This is a genomic window from Olivibacter jilunii (genome assembly GCF_900607235.1).
GTDB lineage: Bacteria > Bacteroidota > Bacteroidia > Sphingobacteriales > Sphingobacteriaceae > Olivibacter > Olivibacter oleidegradans.
The window spans coordinates 541,719-560,235 of the sequence record NZ_LR027848.1 but is presented as its reverse complement, the minus strand read 5'-3'; the positions used below and the strand labels follow the sequence as shown (position 1 = coordinate 560,235).

Genomic DNA, 18,517 nt, shown 5'->3' with positions numbered 1-18,517 from the left:
TTCTACATTTTATAAACAAACGTACAGTATACATTGCGTCGATAGTCATCCCCCTATCTTTGATGTGAATGAACCATTAATAATGAGAGAATAGTGTTACTTTTGACGAATAATAGTGCGTCCACCCGTTATGATAAAAGAATATTTAAAAAAAATTCATCCGAAGCACATTAAAATTGCGCTAATCGTTCTGGGGACGATTTTGGTGGTGTTAGCGATCGCGCTCGGCGTCATCTATAATAAAAGGGAAAGCTTGTTGCAGCAAGCGCTGCAGCAAATAAAAAAGCAAGCTCAAACGGATTATGACCTCTATGTAAAGATAGATAAAGCGTATTTTTCTGGCTTTAGTACCGTGACATTCGAAGGCTTTCGCGTGGTACCAAACCAACGGGAACAGCTATTGGGCGTTGATTATTTAGATGTCACCGTGAAACTTTGGCCACTTTTATCAGGAGATGTAAAAGTCTCTGCGCTGAATCTACACGATGCTTCCTTATCTTTTGTAAAAAAAGACAGCCTGAGTAATTATGATTTCTTGTTTAAGCAGAAAAAGGCAGACACTACGCAACGGGGCACCAAAATGAATTTAGCCGAATTGGCCAATAAGCTAATCAACAGCGTGCTTTATAAAATTCCCGAAAACATGAAGCTTGCCAATTTCGAGGCAAGTTATGTGGACGATAGTGCTAAGCAAATTATAACGGTACCAAAAGCCATCATTGATGACGGTGATTTGTCTTCTACTGTAAAAATTAATGGGAATGAAGCGGTGTGGCATGTTTTAGGGCGCGTACGTCCGTCTAAAAAGCAATTGTATTTTAAAGTTTATGCCGAGGGCAAAGCAGTTGAATTACCGGTTATCAAAAAGAAGTATGGACTTACCTTAAAGTTTGATACATTGGAAACGGATTTGCGAAAGGTGACGATGAATGGCGGAGAACTACAAATATCAGGAGGGTGGGCGGCCAAAAATCTTGTTGTTCAACACTGGAGGATAGCTGAGCAGGAAATCGTCATTCCACAGGGGCATATCGATGCGAAGGTCTTGGTGGGCGAAAACTACATCGGTTTGGACAGGAGTTCGGAAGTGAAAATAAAAAAATTGTCTGCCCATCCTTTTGGAAAGATAACCTTTAAACCACATCGTACGGTGGAATTGGGTGTAGAGATGCCGGAAATTGATGCGCAGGATATGTTTGACTCATTTCCTCATGGAATGTTTGATAATTTGGAAGGCATTAGGGTTTCGGGAAAATTGAAGTACCACTTAGATTTATTTGTAGATTTAGATAATCCTGACAGTGTACGTCTCGCTGCGGGAATGGATAAAAAAGGGTTTCGCATAAATTCATGGGGTAAAACGAATTTAGCAAAGATTAATACGCCATTTACTTACATACCTTATGAAGACGGAAAGGCGATGCGTAGTATTGATGTGTCGCCCAATAATCCCAACTTCACGCCACTTAATGAAATATCACCCAATCTCAGGAATGCGGTGTTGACCACCGAAGATCCTTCTTTTTTTAGTCATAAAGGCTTTGTGATTGATGCATTTAAAATGTCTATTACGGCCAACTTAAAAGCCAAAGCTTTTAAACGAGGGGGTAGCACGATTTCCATGCAATTAGTAAAAAACGTTTTTCTTGGAAGAGAAAAGACATTGGTGCGAAAAATAGAAGAGATATTGATGGTTTGGCTGATTGAAAATAATCAGATAGTCAGTAAAAATCGAATGTTTGAGGTTTATCTTAACATTATTGAGTGGGGTAGAAACGTATATGGAATCGGAGAAGCATCGCGATTTTATTTTGGAAAGCACCCTTCCCAGTTGAATGTAGGAGAAAGCATTTATCTGGCCAGTATCATACCGAAACCAAAGACAGGCCTTTATCCATTCCAGTATGATGGCCATTTAAAGCCCTACCTAGGAGGCTATTTTAGGCTAATAGGCGGTATTATGGCCCGGCGTGGCCTCGTGCCGCGCGATAGTAGCAGTTACGGGTTTTATAACGTAACGCTTAGGGAGGCACTCCGGCCCGCAAGGCCCGATACGCTTCAAGTGGATACGGTTAAACCGGACATTTTGGAGGAAGAGCTTAAAGAAGCAAAAAGTTTTTTTGAAAGGCTTTTTGGAAAAGATAAAAAAGACGAGCAGCAGGATTGATGAAAATACAAATAGATCAGAAAGATTTTGAGCTAATGATCGAGCATGAGCAGGTAAAAAAGCGATTACGGCTCATAGGGATACAGCTAAATGTAGCCTATGAAAATAGAATACCGGTGTTCGTGGGGGTGCTAAATGGCTGTTTTATGTTCATGGCCGATCTGATGAAAGAAGTACATATTGCTTCAGAGGTATGTTTTGTGAAAATGGCCTCCTATCGAGGTGATCAACGGGAAGAAGAAGTGAAAAACCTAATTGGCCTCAGTCATCCGCTCAAGGGAAGAGAGGTTGTAATTGTGGAGGATATTGTAGATACCGGCAATACGCTGAAGAAAGTGATTGCGTTAATCGCGGAAGAAGAACCGGCTTCTATTGCTGTTTGCACCCTGCTGTTAAAACCGGATGCGCTTGAACATGATTTTGAAGAAATTGCCTATGTTGGTTTTGAAATAGAGAATCAATTTGTTGTGGGGTATGGTCTTGACTATAACGGCATCGGCCGTAATTTAAAGGACATATATCGTGCGATATAATCCATCCTATTATCTGTACCTGTGCATGATGCAATGAACAAACTTGATATGACACAGCGATATGGGCATGCAAGATTATTAATAATTTATTCTGAGGAAAAAATATGCTAAGTTTGTATCGAAATAATGACCTTACAGGGCACACACAATAATAAATTATTCTAATGAAATTCCATAAAGAAGGTTATACGACATTAGCGCTTTCAATATTATTTGTTTTTGTAATAAATGCGTTGGTGCATTTTTTTTACTCAGACAATAGTATATTGACGTGGATCGTATATATACTTTCGTTTGTACTTCTTGTGACGGTTATACAGTTTTTCAGGAACCCAATCCGTAAAATCAGTCCAAGTGAACAAAAGATATTATGCCCGGCAGATGGGAAGGTGGTGGTTATTGAAGAAACAGAAGAAACAGAATATTTTAAAGACAGACGATTACAAGTATCCATTTTCATGTCGCCGATTAATGTACATAGTAATCGGAGCCCCATTACCGGTATCGTCAAATTTTTTAAATATCATCCCGGGAAATACTTGATGGCCTGGAATCCAAAATCTTCAACACTTAACGAGCGAACGACAATCGTTGTAGAAAGCTCATTTGGCGTAGAGGTTTTGTTTAGGCAGATCGCCGGAGCACTAGCGAGGCGAATCGTATGGTATGTTAACGAAGGCAAAGAAGTCAAGCAAGGAGAAGAATTTGGCTTCATTAAATTTGGCTCTCGTGTAGATGTCTTCTTGCCTATAGGAACAAAGGTGAATGTAAAGCTGGGCGATAAAGTGAAGGGCGGCATCACCATCTTGGGTGAATTTGATGAAGAGCAGCCTATTAATTAAAAAGTTTTAAACTAAACCGGTTATGCAATTTAAGTTGCTGGTCTCAATAAATGCATTAATTGTTGCTTTATCATTAAGTTCGGTAAACTTCTACTTTCAGCATAGTTGGTATTACTTCCTAATAACGTTTGTTATTGCGTTCATTTGCAGCTTTTTTGTTTTTTACTACCTCATTGAACGCTATATTTATCGAAAGATTACGCTCATTTACAAAATGATCCATAACCTTAAATTGGGTAAAGATTTAAAGGAAGCCTTGGGCGAGCAATTGGGTGACGATCCTATCAACGATGTGCATGAAGAAGTAAGAGCCTGGGCGAGGGAAAAGAAAATTGAGATAGATGCATTGAAAAACCAGGAACAATTTAGAAGGGAGTTCCTTTCAAATATATCGCATGAATTTAAAACACCTCTTTTTGCTATTCAGGGATATTTAGAAGCCGTTCAAGATGGACTTATGTATGAAGATCCTGAAAGAGCAGAAGTCTTTTTGCAAAAAGCCTCCAACAACATTGATCGGCTAAGTTATCTCATCAAAGACTTGGATGAAATAGCTAAATTGGAAAGCGGTGAAATTAAAATAAATTACCAACGATTTGATCTTTCCCTGCTCGTTAAGGAAGTAATGGAATCCTTAGAACTAAAAGCAGAAAAGCATGATATAGAACTAATCTTTAAGCAGAAATATAGTTATCCAATTTTTGTAAACGCCGATCGAGAAAAAATTCGACAAGTTTTGGTCAACCTAATTAGCAATTCTATTAAGTACGGCAAAGAAAAGGGGCACACCTATATTAAAACCTACGAGTTGCATGACCAGGTGCTCATCGAGGTAACGGACGATGGCATCGGCATTGAGGAGAAGTACTTGCCCCGCTTATTTGAACGGTTTTTCCGAACCGATCGAAGTCGTTCACGGCAAATTGGTGGATCAGGATTGGGATTGGCCATCGTGAAACATATACTGGAAGCGCATCAACAAACAATTTCCGTAAGAAGTACTGAAGGATTGGGTTCAACCTTTGGGTTTACTTTAGCAAAGGCTTAAATACATGAACCGTTTTCCTTGTTACACAAATGTTCATTTGGATAGAGTTAGCACAAACTTAACATTAACTTAACATAAAGGATATACCTTTGCAACATAATATATAAAAAACAAAATGTCGCTAAACAGTATATTCCAATACTTCGTTCCAAAAGACAAAAAGTTTTTCCCTCTTTTTGAACAGGCAAGTACTAACCTGATAGACATCGCCCAAGCACTTCACGAGGCAGTTAATACAGATGATCTAGAACAAAGAAAAACGCTTTATAAAAAGGTTAAAGATTTGGAGCACAAGGGGGATGAAATCACCCATCAAATACATCTGGAGTTAGGAAAGAACTTTATTACTCCCTTTGATCGTGAGGATATTCATACACTTGCAAGTGCTTTGGATGATATCGCTGACTATATTTTTGATTCTGCAAATCGGATGGAGCTGTATCATGTCGATACCATTACAGATCCAATCCGCGAATTAGCGGGGCTGATTGTGGAAGCGGTTACTGCGCTTTCCAAGGGTATGCATGAGTTAAGAAATTTGAAAAATGTGCGAAGTATCGCAGATGCTTGCGTTCGTGTAAATAGTGTGGAAAACAAAGCCGACTACGTTTATAATAAAGCGATAGGCGACCTGTTCTTATACGAAAAAGATGCGATATCTCTTATAAAGTATAAAGAGGTGCTTGCTACATTGGAAACCGCAACCGATATGTGTGAAGATGTGGCGAATGTGTTAGAAAGTATTTTAGTGAAAAATGCGTAGCATCTTGCGCGTGCTATTTTTACATTTAAGCCCTTCACTAATTAAAATTTAAAATCTATGTTAACCATACTGGTCGTTGTTATTGTGCTAGCCGTTGCTTTTGATTATATAAACGGTTTCCATGATGCAGCTAATTCCATTGCCACCATTGTATCAACTAAAGTGCTGACACCTTTTCAGGCTGTGCTTTGGGCAGCAGCATTTAATTTTGCGGCTTATTTCTATTTTACAGATCACAAAGTTGCCAATACGATAGCGAAGACAGTAGTTGAAAATTATATTACGTTAGAAGTTATCCTAGCCGGATTGATTGCTGCCATCAGCTGGAACTTATTTACCTGGTATTACGGAATTCCTTCCAGCTCCTCACATACGCTGATCGGTGGGTTTGCAGGTGCGGGCATGGCCCATGCGCTATTTCTGGGTGATTCCATTATGGGTGCCATCAACTTAGGACCTACCCTAAAGATAATTTCTTTCATTGTGTTGGCCCCTGTAATTGGTATGCTGATATCAATTGTTATAACGCTGATAATTTTGCACTTGGCAAAACGGTCTCGCCCGGCGGTTGCAGAAAAATGGTTTAAGCGATTGCAGTTAGTTTCGTCGGCCGCTTTGAGCTTTGCTCACGGAGGAAACGATGCGCAAAAGGTTATGGGAATTATTGTAGTTGCCATGGTAGCAGGCGGGTATTTACCAAATGCCGATCATATGCCGGAATGGATCCCTTTAACCTGTTATAGTGCGATCGCATTAGGAACCATGAGCGGTGGATGGAAAATTGTAAAAACAATGGGAACAAAAATCACGAAAGTGACAGCTTTAGAGGGAGTTGGTGCCGAAACAGCGGGAGCCTTAACCCTAGGAATTACCGAGCACTTCGGAATCCCGGTTTCTACAACCCACACGATTACAGGTTCCATTATAGGTGTTGGTTTGGTTAAGCGTGTGTCGGCTGTCCGTTGGGGCGTAACAATCAGTTTGCTATGGGCATGGGTACTAACCATTCCTGTATCCGCAATCTTGGCGGGCATCACTTATGGCATTATGCATTATATTTTATAAAGAGCTTCAGGTTTGTTTTTGAATAGAATTACATCTATTCAAAAACAAACTCAACTTCCCCCGATTTATTCGCTTCCCAAGCCGGTCCACCTTTCAATAGCTGTTTGATTTCGTTTAGCTGACTATATTCGGTGCCTTTTATTACCTGTATGTTGAATGGCCGTCCCTGTTGGTTTACTTGAAACCGAAGAACAATGACTCCTTTAGCCATATTGGACTTCGCTTTTTTCGCGATGTAATCATTAAAGTGATCCCATCCGGCTGCCGGCGATGCCGAGGATGCTGTTAACTTTCTTGCAATTGATAATCCGTTGCCGGAAGGAATAGGGTCACCTGTGTTCAGTTCTACCGTTACCTCTCGGTTCGTCTTATTTGCTGTATTTCGGGTGTTAACCATCCAAAGCAAGACACAAGCCAAAACAAACAACAAACAAGCAACAGCTGCTATGCCGAGCCTTTGCGAAGTAAAAAGCATGCGGTTTCTTTCTTGTGGCTGCTCCGTTATTCTATTCTGTAAGCGTTGTTGAAGTAAAGTTAAGTGTTGTGTGTTTACACCCTTTTGTAGATAACCTTCCAATGCATCATTCAGAAAAGGATCATCCAATGCTTCCCGTTCCAATTTGTTCATTTCCTCAGGAGATAGTTCTCCTTTAAGGTATTGCTGAATTCGTATAATATTCGTTATGTTACTTGTCATTTTTTTCCATACATATTTTTAAGTTCCGTTTGCCATTTTGTATATAGCTTTTAACCTTACTCAAATCGTAGCCGGTGAGGTCTGATATCTCTTTGTAGCATTTCTGATCCAAGTAAAATAACCGAACACATTCTCGCTGTTCCATATTTAATTGCTCTAAGCATTTCTCCATCTGCGTGAGTTTGCTTTCAAGCATATCTTCTCCTAAGAATTGATGCTCAACGAGCTCATTTTCCATAAAAGAATTTTCTTCTATGGAGATGGTAGTCTCTTTATTGGCTGCACGCAATTCCATTAGGCAGTAATTTCTAGCAAATGAATATAGCCAGCTTTTAAAATTATTAACAGTATGAATGCGTAGCTTCTGTATAAGCTGTTCAAATATCTGCATAACAGCATCCTCGCTGCGACCCTCATCCTTTAAGTATTTTAAACATACACCATAAACGAGCGGCATATATGGTTCGTATAACACGCCCAATATGTGTAATTCTCCCGTAGATTTATATCGACTCAATAAATCAGCTTCATTATGTTTTTCTACTCTTTTTTGAAATGCCAATGTAATGCGTTTTTACCGGTAAACTAAAATAACTATATAAAACAACATTCGCAACGGTCGTTCGATATCGGGAACCCGAGCCGCGACTGGGAGTAACTAAACAATAATATATTAATCTTGTTATACAGAAACAATTTAAAAGCACTGATTATGAAACAAGCATGGCCATACGGTGTTCTCATCGGCATTCTAAGCGGAATATGGATTTTCGTTATTCAGAAAACCGGCGGAGGGTCTTCAGCAGGATTCTTAGGAATTTCATGGATGGAATATCTTTCTGTTTTTATCCCATTTTTAGGGCTCTATTTTGGAATCGCTCATTATAAAAATACGCTGCCTAATCATCAGATTTCGTTTTTTCGGGCATTTGTTCAAGGTTTTATGATTTTACTGGTAGGCGGAGTACTTGCAGGCTTGGCTACGGCGATATTATTACAGTATGAAAGGCAGCCTTATATGGAAGAATACATGGGGCGATTTGGGGGGGCTTTATTGGTCGGGATTTTGCTGAATTTGGCAGTGAGCCTTTGGTTCATGAATAAGCCTAAGAACCTTTAATTACCAATATTCTTTATGTTTTGCGCAAGATGGATCGGAAGTTGGCTGCTTAGGTAACGTATGGGTTTTGTAAATTGCACATAAAATTCAGTTATCTAAGTTTTTGATGTACTTTCGTACCAATGGAATTGGATATAAATAATATTGACCGGGAAACGTTAATTGCCGCAGGAGCTTTGGCTGCTCTCTTTTTATTTATCAAAGTTTTGTATGCAAATACGTTTAGGGCTACGTTGAAATTGATCGCACCGGAAAATAGATTCATGAAACCGGGCGAAGCGTTTTTAGTGTTAATTCCGATTTTTAACATTTATTGGAACTTTGAATTGGCAAGACGTATGTCGGATTCTTTAACGAATGAATTTTATGATCGTAAGATTGCTGAGGAGGAATTTCCCGGACGATCAACCGGTATTACCGTTGCTATTTTGTATATCATTACCATGCTTCCACTCCCCGTGAATATCCTAATGGGAGTGAATTTGGTCTATTTTTTCTATTTCTTTGCCTATTGGGTTAAAATGAACAAGTTTAGGGAATTGTTAAAAGACCATAATATATTCCTTAGCGAACAACAAGAGCATCAGGAGGAAGAAAACTAAATCATGATTTTAGCTGCATTAATAGATTATTTAGAACAGATTGCCCCTCTTTCTTATCAAGAGTCTTACGATAATTCAGGATTGATCGTGGGAAACCCTGATCAGAATATTGATCGGGCTATTATATCACTCGATTGTACAGAAGAGGTCGTAGACGAAGCGATTGACTTGGGATGTCAGTTAATTATCGCTCATCATCCCATTGTATTCAAAGGTTTAAAGCGCTTTAATGGACGTAGCTACGTTGAACGTGTTGTAATGAAGGCTATTAAGCATGATATTGCTCTTTATGCCATTCATACCAATTTGGATAATATTTATGGAGGAGTCAATAAGAAGATCGCGGAAAAGCTAAGTCTTCAACAGCTATCCATCCTTTCGCCTAAAGAGGAACTATTGAATAAACTGGTTGTCTTTGTTCCGAAGACGCAAGCAGAGCAGCTCCGGTCAGCATTGTTTAAAGCGGGTGCGGGTCATATCGGAAATTACAGTGAATGTAGCTTTAATGCATCAGGAACCGGAACCTTTAAAGCGGGGGCGGAGACAAATCCCTATGTTGGTTCGATCGGAGAACGACATTACGAAGTCGAAGAACGAATAGAAGTTATCTATCCGCAACATCGGGAAAGGCAAATTTTGATCGCTATGTATGAAACGCATCCCTACGAGGAGGTTGCCTACGATATTTATAAACTTCAAAATAAACATCACCAAGTAGGTAGCGGCATGATAGGGAGCCTACCGGAGCCTTTAGAAGAGCGCCAGTTTCTTGAACTTCTTAAGCAATGTTTGGGGGCGAGTGTAATAAGGCATACCCGTTTAAGGGGTAAGCGTGTGCAACGCGTTGCTGTTTGCGGAGGTTCGGGCGGCTTTTTACTATCTCAAGCTATTCGGCAAGGGGCTGATGTGTTTGTGACGGCTGACTATAAGTATCATGAGTTTTTTGATGCGGAGAAAAAAATTGTTATTGCCGATGTCGGACATTTTGAAAGTGAGCAGTTTACACAGGAATTATTGTTGGAAATAATTCAAAAAAAATTTCCTAACTTTGCAGTCCGTTTAACCGGAGTAAATACAAACCCCATAAATTATTATATTTAATGGAACAAACCGTAGAGCAAAAGTTGCAGGCCCTTTGGGATTTGCAGACAATTCATACCAAAATTGATAAGATCCGTCAGGTTCGAGGAGAATTGCCTATCGAGGTGGCTGATCTTGAAGACGAAGTAGCTGGTCTAGAAACTCGTATGGAAAAGATCCGTTCAGAGCTTGATGACTTAGAAGACGCTATCGTTAATCGTAAAAACATGATTAAGGAAGCGCAGGCTGCTATTAAGAAATATGAATCCCAATTAAATGAGGTAAAGAATAATAGGGAGTACGACGCGATTACCAAAGAAATTGAGATTCAAGGATTAGAAATTCAGGTTTGCGAGAAGAAAATCCGTGAGCATGAATTTGAGATTCGTAACAAAACGGAGATCTACGAAAAAACGCAAGGCGATTTAGAAGAACGTAAGAAAGATTTAGCCGTTAAACAAGAGGAATTGGATACAATAACTTCTGAAACGCAAAAAGACGAAGACGAGTTATTACGAAAAGCAGAAGAAGCGGAATCAAACATCGAAGAACGTTTACTCATTGCCTACACCAGATTGCGTAATAATGCAAAGAACGGTTTGGCTGTCGTAACAATCGACAGAGATTCGTGTTCAGGATGTCATAACCAAATCCCACCGCAGAGACAGTTAGATATCCGTCAACGTAAAAAAATCATTGTGTGTGAACACTGTGGCCGTATTTTGGTGGATGAGGCTTTTGTAGAGAACACATTGGAAGCCTAAAATTTATTATAACATATTGTTAAGCTCAGGTCATATGTCCTGGGCTTTTTTATTGGCGGTGTATTTTGGCATTGTTACTGCTAATAAAGAGGAATCATATTCGTTAATCAAATGCACATGGCGCGCAAATTAGTATTACTCCTCACCCTTTCCTTTAGTTTATTTCCTAGAACCTATGCTGCTTTTGACTTCTCGGCTAATTGTAAACAAGCCTATGTAGAAATTTTAAATTTAAGGTTGGATTTGGCGAAGCAATATCTCGAAAAAGAGAGACTGGTGAACCCGGAGAACAACTTCATTCCCTTATTGGAGAATTATGTTGACTATTTCTACATACTTTCATGCGATGACAAGTCGGCATTCGATAAGTTAAAAAAGAACAAATCAAGCCGTTTGTCTCAACTCGGTGGAGGCGATAAGAACTCTCCTTACTATCTTTTTGCACAAGCCGAAATAAACCTGCAATGGGCCCTTCTTCGAGGTAAGTACCAAGAGTATGTGGCCAGTGCGCTAGAGATTAAAAAAGCCTATAATATGCTCCATGAAAACATGGAGAAATTTCCGGAATTTCTTCCTAACAAAAAAGGTTTAGGCATGGTAAATGCCGTAATCGGCTCCTTACCCACGGGCGCGCAGAAGGCGCTGGGTACGTTGGGCGTACACGGTAGCACCCAAAGAGGCGAGAAGATGCTGGAAGAGCTTGTGAATAGTTTGCCAGGGTCAGCTTATGAAATTTTTTATGACGAATCTGTTTTTTATCTGATGCAGGTTTGGGTTAACATCACCAAGAAGAAGCAAGCGTTTGAAAAAATTTATTTTTTGACCGGCAAAATGCAAGATGATAGTTTACTGAAACTTTACATCCGCGCATTTACGGCTTTTAAAACCGGTCATAACGATGAAGCAATAGCGTATTTAATCGCAAAGCCAAAAAGTGCCGATTACGTTAATTATCCCTATCTCGACTATTTACAGGGAATGGCCAAGCTTCATAAACTGGATTTTTCAGCAAAGGTAGATTTTCAACGCTTCCTAGAGGAAAGTGCAGGAGGAAGCTATATAAAAGACACTTATCTTCATTTGGCATACATTTCTCTGCTGAAGGGCGATAGTTTGAATTATAAGGCTTATCTCTCAAAGATACAGCTTAACGGGACCACTTATGACGAAAAAGATAAGCAAGCCCTCAATGAAGCAAATGAGGGAGTACCCAATGAAAGTTTATTAAAGGCTAGATTTCTATTTGACGGGGGCTATTATGAAAGAGCAAAGGACGTTTTAGAAAAAGAAAATGCCAATAATTATAAGCAAAAACGAGATAAAATTGAATATTGTTATCGTTTTGCTCGCGTATTTCATGAAACCGGCGGGATTAATGGAGCGATCAAGTTTTATCAATACACAATCGCCTTCGGTAAAGACAGCAAATACTATTATGCGGCTAATGCAGCACTCTTCCTCGGAGATATTTATGTGGAAAAAAAGCGGTATAAAATGGCGGCAGATTGCTACAGTAAAGCAATCAATATGAAAAACCACGATTACGAAAGTAGCATAGAGAATAAAGCTAAAGAGGCTTTAAAAAGAATAGCAGGAAAGTATTAATTTTACCAAATGAGTATTTTGATAAAGCCCGAGGAGTATAGCGTTACCGAACGTTTTTTGCGCTACGTGAAAATAGATACGCAAAGTGATCCACACTCCATAAGCCAACCATCTACTGAAAAGCAGAAGAATTTAGGGCGGTTGCTGGTGGAGGAACTGAAAGCGTTAGGCGTGCATGATGCGCATTTAGATGAATTTGGGTATGTATATGCTACGGTGGATGCCAATATTGATGATCCCGCTATACCTGTCATTTGTTTGTGTTCGCATATGGATACCTCTCCTGATTGTAGTGGCGTGGATGTAAAGCCGATCATCCATAAAAATTATCAGGGCGACCCCATTGTGTTACCGGATGATCCTTCGCAGGTGCTTACGAAGGAAAACCATCCGGATCTACAAATGCAGATTGGCAATGACATCATCACCGCCAGTGGAACAACTTTGTTAGGAGCTGACAATAAAGCGGGGCTTGCTGCTATTATGGATGCGGTAGCCTTATTGTTAAAGCATCCGGAAATAAAACACGGTAAAATACGAATCCTTTTTACACCGGACGAAGAAATTGGCAGAGGTGTAGATAAAGTAGATATGGAGAAACTTGGCGCTGATTTTGGTTATACTGTTGATGGAGAAACCGCTGGTTCAATTGAAGACGAAACTTTCTCGGCTGACGGGGCATCACTTACCATTAACGGAATCAGTGCCCATCCCGGTTTTGCAAAAGGAAAAATGCAGAGTGCTATAAAGATTGCCGCTGAAGTTGTAAGTGCATTGCCTAAAGACAGGCTTTCTCCCGAAACGACAAGCGACAAAGAAGGATTTATTCACCCCGTCTCCATATCGGGCACCGTTGAGCAGGCGAAAATTGATTTTATAATTCGAGATTTCAGGGATGAACAACTTCTTGCTCATGAGCAAATACTGGATAGCATTGCTAAGCAGGTCGTAGCACAATATACGGGGTGTTCTTACCAATTGATCATTCATGAACAATATCGCAACATGAAGCAAGTGTTGGATAAATATCCTGCAATTATCAATATCGGGCTTCAGGCCATCCGGTTGGCAGGCTTAAAGCCCATCAGGAGAAGTATAAGGGGCGGAACGGACGGATCGCGACTTTCTTTTATGGGGCTCCCATGTCCCAATATTTTTGCAGGAGAGCACGCTTTCCACGGAAAACAAGAATGGGTTTCCGTACAAGATATGCAGAAGGCGGCATTAACGCTTATTCACATCGCCCATTTATGGACTAAAAAGGAGGAACGTAATTGAGAGCGGTACTACAACGTGTCAGTCGAGCTTCTTGTAAGGTATCTGAAAAAATTACGGGAGAGATTAAACACGGCTTATTGATATTATTGGGAATTGAGGAAGAAGACGGAGAGGACGATGTACGCTGGCTCGCGCAAAAAATCGTCAATATGCGAATTTTTGGCGACGACAAAGGGTTGATGAACAAATCGCTTATGGACGTGCAGGGTGATATCCTACTGATATCGCAATTTACGCTTTTTGCACAAACCAAGAAAGGCAATAGGCCTTCTTTTATACGAGCGGCAAAGCCGTTACAGGCAATGCCTATTTATGATAAAATGATTAACGAGTTGGAAACGTTAATGGGTAAAGCTGTTGCGAGAGGTGTTTTTGGTGCTGATATGAAAGTCGATTTACTTAACGATGGACCCGTGACCATCATAATGAACACAAAGGATAAAGAAAACTATTGAGTTTCATTTCTAGATAAAGAACTATGACAATAAAGGAAGCGCAAGAATTAGTTGATCATTGGATTCAAACAACCGGTGTCCGTTATTTTAATGAGCTTACCAATACGGCCATGTTAATGGAAGAAGTGGGCGAAGTTGCTCGCATCATGGCAAGACAATATGGTGAACAGTCCTTCAAAAAATCTGACAAGGAAGTAAATTTAGCGGACGAAATGGCCGACGTGCTTTTTGTCTTGATTTGCTTAGCAAACCAGACCGGAATTGATCTAACCGACGCACTCGAAAAAAATCTTCATAAAAAGTCTATTCGCGATAGCGAAAGACACAAGAATAACGAAAAGCTGAATCGACCCTAATCCAGCTTAGCGATCATAATTTGTCGGTTTTCATTTTTAAATAAGGCAGCGGCTTGCTTGCTTCTCAGTCCCGATTGACACAAAAAAATAATCGGGTGATTGCCTTTAATTTCGGAAATCCGATGAGGCAATTCATAGAGCGGAATATTGATACCTCCAATATTTTTCTCTTCAAATTCCCAATCTTCTCTTACGTCAACCAGTAATGTATTGGGATTTAATCGTTGATAAGTCAGCACCTCATGGTCATGCATTACATGTTTGTGGTGTTTCAAGGTGTTTATTTTCTTATTGTTCGGATCCACAGCAAAAGAGATGGTTTGATAGCGATTTTTTTGAATATCGATTGTCAGCAATTTGCCGCTTAATACATCTCCGTAGGTTGTAACGACCTTTATAACCTCATTTGCCATCAATAGACCAACAATGCCGGGTAATACATTGAGGATGCCATTGATCGAACAGCTATGGCAGTAATCAGGATCGGGTGCATCAGGGTAAAGGCAACGATAAGTTGGCCCTTCATTATAATTGAAGACCGACAATTGCCCTGTGTAATCATTTACCGCACCTGATACGAAGGCTTTACCGCTTATCACACAGGCATCATTTACCAGATAACGTGTATTAAAATTATCGCTGCCATCAACAATTAGATCGTATTGTGATATGATGTCCAAGGCATTTTCAGCACTTAAGCTAAAGGGGTGGGATTTGAGTTGGACAGCTGGTTGTAGCTGCTTTAATTTCTTTACAGCAACAGAGGCTTTGGAATGGCCAATATCTTCTCGACTAAAGAGAATCTGTCGATGTAGGTTATGCATAGCAATAAGATCCCCGTCAATAATCCCGATATGCCCCACACCTGCTGTTGCGAGATATTGTAACGTCGGGCAACCAAGTCCACCGGCACCTATAACCAGCACCCTTGCCTGTTGTAGTTTTTTTTGAGCGGACTCGCCAAAACCCGTCAACTTTATCTGGCGGTCGTAATATTCTCTGTCAGTTAACATGAAGCCAATAATAAATGTCAATCCAGTTGTAAGATAGCATCCCAGTCTTTCCAAACAGGGTCATATCCTGCTTGTTTTATAACCTCAATGATTTCCTCCGGTGTCCGCGTATCATCAATCTCAAATTGTTCCAAACTTTGGGGTTCAACAGCATAACCGCCGGGGTTGGTTTTAGAACCGGCACTTATCGATGTAATACCTAATTTGATAATGTTATTCCGAAAGTTCTGACTTTCACGTGTAGACATGGAAAGCTCTACATCTTGGTTAAATAGGCGCCACGCGCAAATCAGTTGAACAAGCTCCGCATCGTTGATAACCGTTTTTGGTTCCAAACCACCCGCGTGCGGGCGAAGGCGGGGGAAAGAAATGGAAAATTTACTTTTCCAATACGTCTTTTCCAAGTACTGCAAATGGAGGGCGGCAAAAGCACTGTCGGTGCGCCAATCATCAAGTCCTAACAAAACCCCCAAGCCAATTTTGTGGATTTCAGCGCGTCCGATTCTATCGGGTGTTTCTAAGCGATATCTGAAGTTTGACTTTTTGCCCTTGGTATGGTGTATTTTATAATCGGATTGATGATACGTTTCTTGATAAACCAAAATGGTGTTAACACCGAGCTGACGTAATATTCGGTAGTCACACTCCTCCAGTGGCTGCACTTCCATGGCTATATGAGCGAAATGTGGTTTAATGAGCGGAATAACCTTCTTAAAATAATCCATTCCAACTTGCTGTTGCGCCTCACCCGTTACCAGTAGAACATGTTGGTAACCCATTTTTTTTAACACAGCAATTTCCTGCAAGATCTCCAATGACGTAAGCGTCTTCCTTGGTATCTTGTTGTCCAAACTAAAACCGCAATAGGTACAGATATTCTGGCATTCATTCGACAGATATAAAGGTGCATACAGCTGAATGGTTTTGCCAAAACGTCGCTGCGTTTCTCTTTGGCTTAATAGAGCCATTTGCTCTAATAAAGGGAGCGCTGCGGGTGCAATTAATGCCTTAAAATCCTCGTAGGTACGGTGCTTTGCCAACAGTGCCTTTTCAGCTTCGATCTGTGTTTTATTGTAGATAGAAGCCTTTTCTGTTTCCCAGTCAAACTGATCAAAAGTAGTTGTGAACATTATGTATTCGTTAAAAAGGAAGTTAGCGGACTGGAAGCACGTGCTTCTTGTCCTGAAATAGCCATTCCAGCTTCGTAAGCAATCCTACCCGCCCGGACGGCTTCTCTAAAGGCGATCGCGATGTTGATTGGATCGGGAGCTACCGCAATAGCCGTATTTACCAATACGGCGTCTGCTCCTATTTCCATTGCTTGCGCTGCATGACTTGGCTTACCGATACCTGCATCTATAATAACGGGGACATTCGCTTGTTGTATAATAATTTCCAACATCGGAAGTGTCTGCAGGCCCTGATTACTGCCGATAGGTGCCCCCAAAGGCATAACAGCAGCTACGCCCGCTTCCTCCAGCCGTTTACAAAGTACAGGATCAGCATGGCAATAAGGCAATACAACAAATCCCTTTTTAACCAATTCTTCCGCAGCAAGTAGGGTTTCTATCGGATCCGGCATGAGATACTTCGGATCCGGGTGGATCTCAAGCTTCAACCAATTTGTTTCCAAGGCTTCCCTAGCAAGCTCTGCTGCATAAACAGCTTCTTTGGCCGTTCTTGCCCCGGAGGTATTGGGCAGCAAGCTAATTTGTGGATGATCGAGATGTTTGAGTAAATAATCTTGTGGCGTAACATCGATACGCTTCAGTGCGACTGTCACCAATTCAGACCCTGATGCGAGCAGGGCCTCTTCCATAATCGACAAGGAGCTAAATTTTCCCGTACCTGTAAACAAACGGGAGGAGAAGATCTTATCTGCTATTTTTAAACTGTTGGACATGATTGTGCTTCTATTTGTTTCAGTAAATTTTGGCAGTCTTTTCGTGGGTGATTACTGTTTGAGATAATTCCCGAGACGGCTATACCATGTACGCCCGTTTGGAATAACGGGCCGACATCCTCAACCTGGATTCCACCAATGGCAATAATAGGAACGGATAAATTGTGAGCCACTGCCTTTTTCATGATTTCATCATAGCCGGCTAAACCTAAAATCGGGCTTAGTTTTTCTTTTGTTCTAGTAAATCTAAAGGGTCCTAAGCCGATATAGTCAATAGGTAGGTTGCTTAACTGTATAATATCATCAATGGTATTTGCTGTGCACCCAATGATTTTATCGGGGCCGAGTATTTCCCTCGCCGTGCGAGGCGACATATCTTCTTTTCCGATATGAATGCCATCTGCATCGATTTCTTTTGCAACATGTACGCGATCATTGATGACAAAAGTACAACGGTGCCGTTTAGCAATTTCCAAACAAGCCATAGCCTGCTGTTTAAAGGTATCATCGTCAGCATTTTTTAATCTAAATTGAACCCATTTGATGCCGGCGTCCACCGCAATATGGACTTGATCGATAATCGACTTGTCTTTTGTTGCATGCGTAATATATTGTAGCCGCTCTATATGTTTTTTAATTCGATTCATAAGTTCGTTCCTCTACTAGATGCTTTAAATTGATGTAATTTGACAAGGGATTTGTTGTAAGCCATATATATCCTAATAACCCTGCGCCGTCGAAACCTTTTCTTTTTATTAGACCAATATTTCTATCCGAAATACCGCCAAGAGCAATAAGCTGCCCTTGCCTTGTTATGCTTCCCATTTCTAACAAATGCGGGGCCTTACGATATCCTGTTTTTGAAATACTATCAAAAACAGGACTGATAAAAATTTGTGTCCAAGGCCTGTCCATTGCTATAAATTCCGCTATTGAATGTGCCGAACTGGAAATAACCCCCCTCTGCTCCTTTAAAACCTCAAATTCACCTGCCTTCAAATGGATGCCTGCCAAATTAAATTCCTGAAGCAGATTACAGTCGCCATGAACAATTAACCTGTGATGAAAGAAAGGATCAATGGATTGGATAAATTTTCGAATAGATTTAATATCCGCATTTGGTTTCCTTACGTGGAAGACTTCCAGCCCATGATCAAACAGTTGATTAACAGTTTTTGATTCGTTCCTAATGAATGTTTCGGGACTTATAATAACCAGCTTCATGT

General features: G+C 40.5%; 21 protein-coding genes. 14 read left to right on the top strand and 7 right to left on the bottom strand.

The genetic code is table 11. The features are described 5' to 3' along the window. Positions 1-130: 130 nt before the first annotated feature. From E0E36_RS02425 to E0E36_RS02400, 6 genes are all read left to right on the top strand, one after another. Positions 131-2,167 (top strand): transglycosylase domain-containing protein, encoded by a 2,037-nt coding sequence (locus tag E0E36_RS02425; RefSeq protein ID WP_130854592.1) that lies wholly within the window; start codon positions 131-133, stop codon positions 2,165-2,167. Then, a complete protein-coding gene (gene hpt, locus E0E36_RS02420; RefSeq protein WP_013664658.1) occupies positions 2,167-2,700 on the top strand; it encodes a hypoxanthine phosphoribosyltransferase in 534 nt (177 codons plus the stop codon). Before E0E36_RS02425 ends, hpt begins: the two co-directional genes overlap by 1 nt. Positions 2,701-2,864: 164 nt before the next feature. Further along, on the top strand, positions 2,865-3,542 hold the full coding sequence (locus E0E36_RS02415; RefSeq protein WP_013664659.1) for a phosphatidylserine decarboxylase family protein: 678 nt from the start codon (positions 2,865-2,867) through the stop codon (positions 3,540-3,542). A 22-nt stretch (positions 3,543-3,564) separates the two neighbouring features. Continuing rightward, positions 3,565-4,590, top strand: a complete 1,026-nt coding sequence (locus E0E36_RS02410; protein ID WP_013664660.1) for a sensor histidine kinase — start codon at positions 3,565-3,567, stop codon at positions 4,588-4,590. Between the two features lie 115 nt (positions 4,591-4,705). Beyond that, entirely contained in the window at positions 4,706-5,353 is a 648-nt protein-coding gene (locus E0E36_RS02405) for a DUF47 domain-containing protein (RefSeq protein ID WP_013664661.1), read from the top strand. Between the two features lie 57 nt (positions 5,354-5,410). Further along, a complete protein-coding gene (locus tag E0E36_RS02400; protein ID WP_013664662.1) occupies positions 5,411-6,418 on the top strand; it encodes an inorganic phosphate transporter in 1,008 nt (335 codons plus the stop codon). A 34-nt stretch (positions 6,419-6,452) separates the two neighbouring features. Here E0E36_RS02400 and E0E36_RS02395 read toward each other — a convergent pair whose 3' ends face one another. Next, positions 6,453-7,115 carry an energy transducer TonB gene (locus E0E36_RS02395; RefSeq protein ID WP_130854591.1) on the bottom strand — a complete coding sequence of 221 codons (663 nt, stop codon included), beginning with the start codon at positions 7,113-7,115 and terminating at the stop codon, positions 6,453-6,455. Beyond that, on the bottom strand, positions 7,105-7,677 hold the full coding sequence (locus E0E36_RS02390) for an RNA polymerase sigma factor (RefSeq protein ID WP_130854590.1): 573 nt from the start codon (positions 7,675-7,677) through the stop codon (positions 7,105-7,107). The genes E0E36_RS02395 and E0E36_RS02390 overlap by 11 nt, the downstream gene beginning before the upstream one ends. Before the next feature lie 150 nt (positions 7,678-7,827). On the opposite strand from E0E36_RS02390, the gene E0E36_RS02385 reads away from it, so the two are divergent. The 8 genes from E0E36_RS02385 to E0E36_RS02350 all read left to right on the top strand — a co-directional run bounded on the left by E0E36_RS02385 (position 7,828) and on the right by E0E36_RS02350 (position 14,375). Continuing rightward, a complete protein-coding gene (locus E0E36_RS02385) occupies positions 7,828-8,235 on the top strand; it encodes a DUF4199 domain-containing protein (protein ID WP_013664665.1) in 408 nt (135 codons plus the stop codon). Between the two features lie 122 nt (positions 8,236-8,357). Then, positions 8,358-8,837, top strand: coding sequence for a hypothetical protein (locus E0E36_RS02380; protein ID WP_013664666.1), 480 nt, complete (start codon positions 8,358-8,360; stop codon positions 8,835-8,837). A 3-nt stretch (positions 8,838-8,840) separates the two neighbouring features. After that, complete coding sequence (locus tag E0E36_RS02375) at positions 8,841-9,938, top strand: Nif3-like dinuclear metal center hexameric protein (RefSeq protein ID WP_130854589.1); 1,098 nt, start codon at positions 8,841-8,843, stop codon at positions 9,936-9,938. Then, positions 9,938-10,681, top strand: a complete 744-nt coding sequence (locus E0E36_RS02370) for a zinc ribbon domain-containing protein (RefSeq protein ID WP_013664668.1) — start codon at positions 9,938-9,940, stop codon at positions 10,679-10,681. Before E0E36_RS02375 ends, E0E36_RS02370 begins: the two co-directional genes overlap by 1 nt. A 117-nt stretch (positions 10,682-10,798) precedes the next feature. Then, positions 10,799-12,286: a tetratricopeptide repeat protein gene (locus E0E36_RS02365; RefSeq protein WP_130854588.1), complete on the top strand. Its 1,488-nt coding sequence runs from the start codon at positions 10,799-10,801 to the stop codon at positions 12,284-12,286. A 9-nt stretch (positions 12,287-12,295) separates the two neighbouring features. After that, complete coding sequence (gene pepT / locus E0E36_RS02360) at positions 12,296-13,564, top strand: peptidase T (RefSeq protein WP_130854587.1); 1,269 nt, start codon at positions 12,296-12,298, stop codon at positions 13,562-13,564. Continuing rightward, entirely contained in the window at positions 13,561-14,019 is a 459-nt protein-coding gene (gene dtd / locus E0E36_RS02355; RefSeq protein ID WP_013664671.1) for a D-aminoacyl-tRNA deacylase, read from the top strand. The genes pepT and dtd overlap by 4 nt, the downstream gene beginning before the upstream one ends. 23 nt (positions 14,020-14,042) lie before the next feature. After that, entirely contained in the window at positions 14,043-14,375 is a 333-nt protein-coding gene (locus tag E0E36_RS02350) for a nucleotide pyrophosphohydrolase (protein ID WP_013664672.1), read from the top strand. Here E0E36_RS02350 and E0E36_RS02345 read toward each other — a convergent pair. From E0E36_RS02345 to E0E36_RS02325, 5 genes are read right to left on the bottom strand one after another with little or no spacing between them, the layout of a single operon-like run. Beyond that, complete coding sequence (locus E0E36_RS02345; protein WP_130854586.1) at positions 14,372-15,388, bottom strand: HesA/MoeB/ThiF family protein; 1,017 nt, start codon at positions 15,386-15,388, stop codon at positions 14,372-14,374. The genes E0E36_RS02350 and E0E36_RS02345 overlap by 4 nt on opposite strands. A gap of 17 nt (positions 15,389-15,405) precedes the next feature. Next, complete coding sequence (thiH, locus tag E0E36_RS02340) at positions 15,406-16,518, bottom strand: 2-iminoacetate synthase ThiH (RefSeq protein WP_130854585.1); 1,113 nt, start codon at positions 16,516-16,518, stop codon at positions 15,406-15,408. Then, positions 16,518-17,291: a thiazole synthase gene (locus E0E36_RS02335; RefSeq protein ID WP_130854584.1), complete on the bottom strand. Its 774-nt coding sequence runs from the start codon at positions 17,289-17,291 to the stop codon at positions 16,518-16,520. The genes thiH and E0E36_RS02335 overlap by 1 nt, the downstream gene beginning before the upstream one ends. Further along, positions 17,276-17,938 (bottom strand): thiamine phosphate synthase, encoded by a 663-nt coding sequence (locus tag E0E36_RS02330; protein WP_130854583.1) that lies wholly within the window; start codon positions 17,936-17,938, stop codon positions 17,276-17,278. The genes E0E36_RS02335 and E0E36_RS02330 overlap by 16 nt, the downstream gene beginning before the upstream one ends. Then, on the bottom strand, positions 17,925-18,515 hold the full coding sequence (locus E0E36_RS02325; RefSeq protein ID WP_041387157.1) for a thiamine phosphate synthase: 591 nt from the start codon (positions 18,513-18,515) through the stop codon (positions 17,925-17,927). The genes E0E36_RS02330 and E0E36_RS02325 overlap by 14 nt, the downstream gene beginning before the upstream one ends. Between the last annotated feature and the right edge of the window lie 2 nt (positions 18,516-18,517).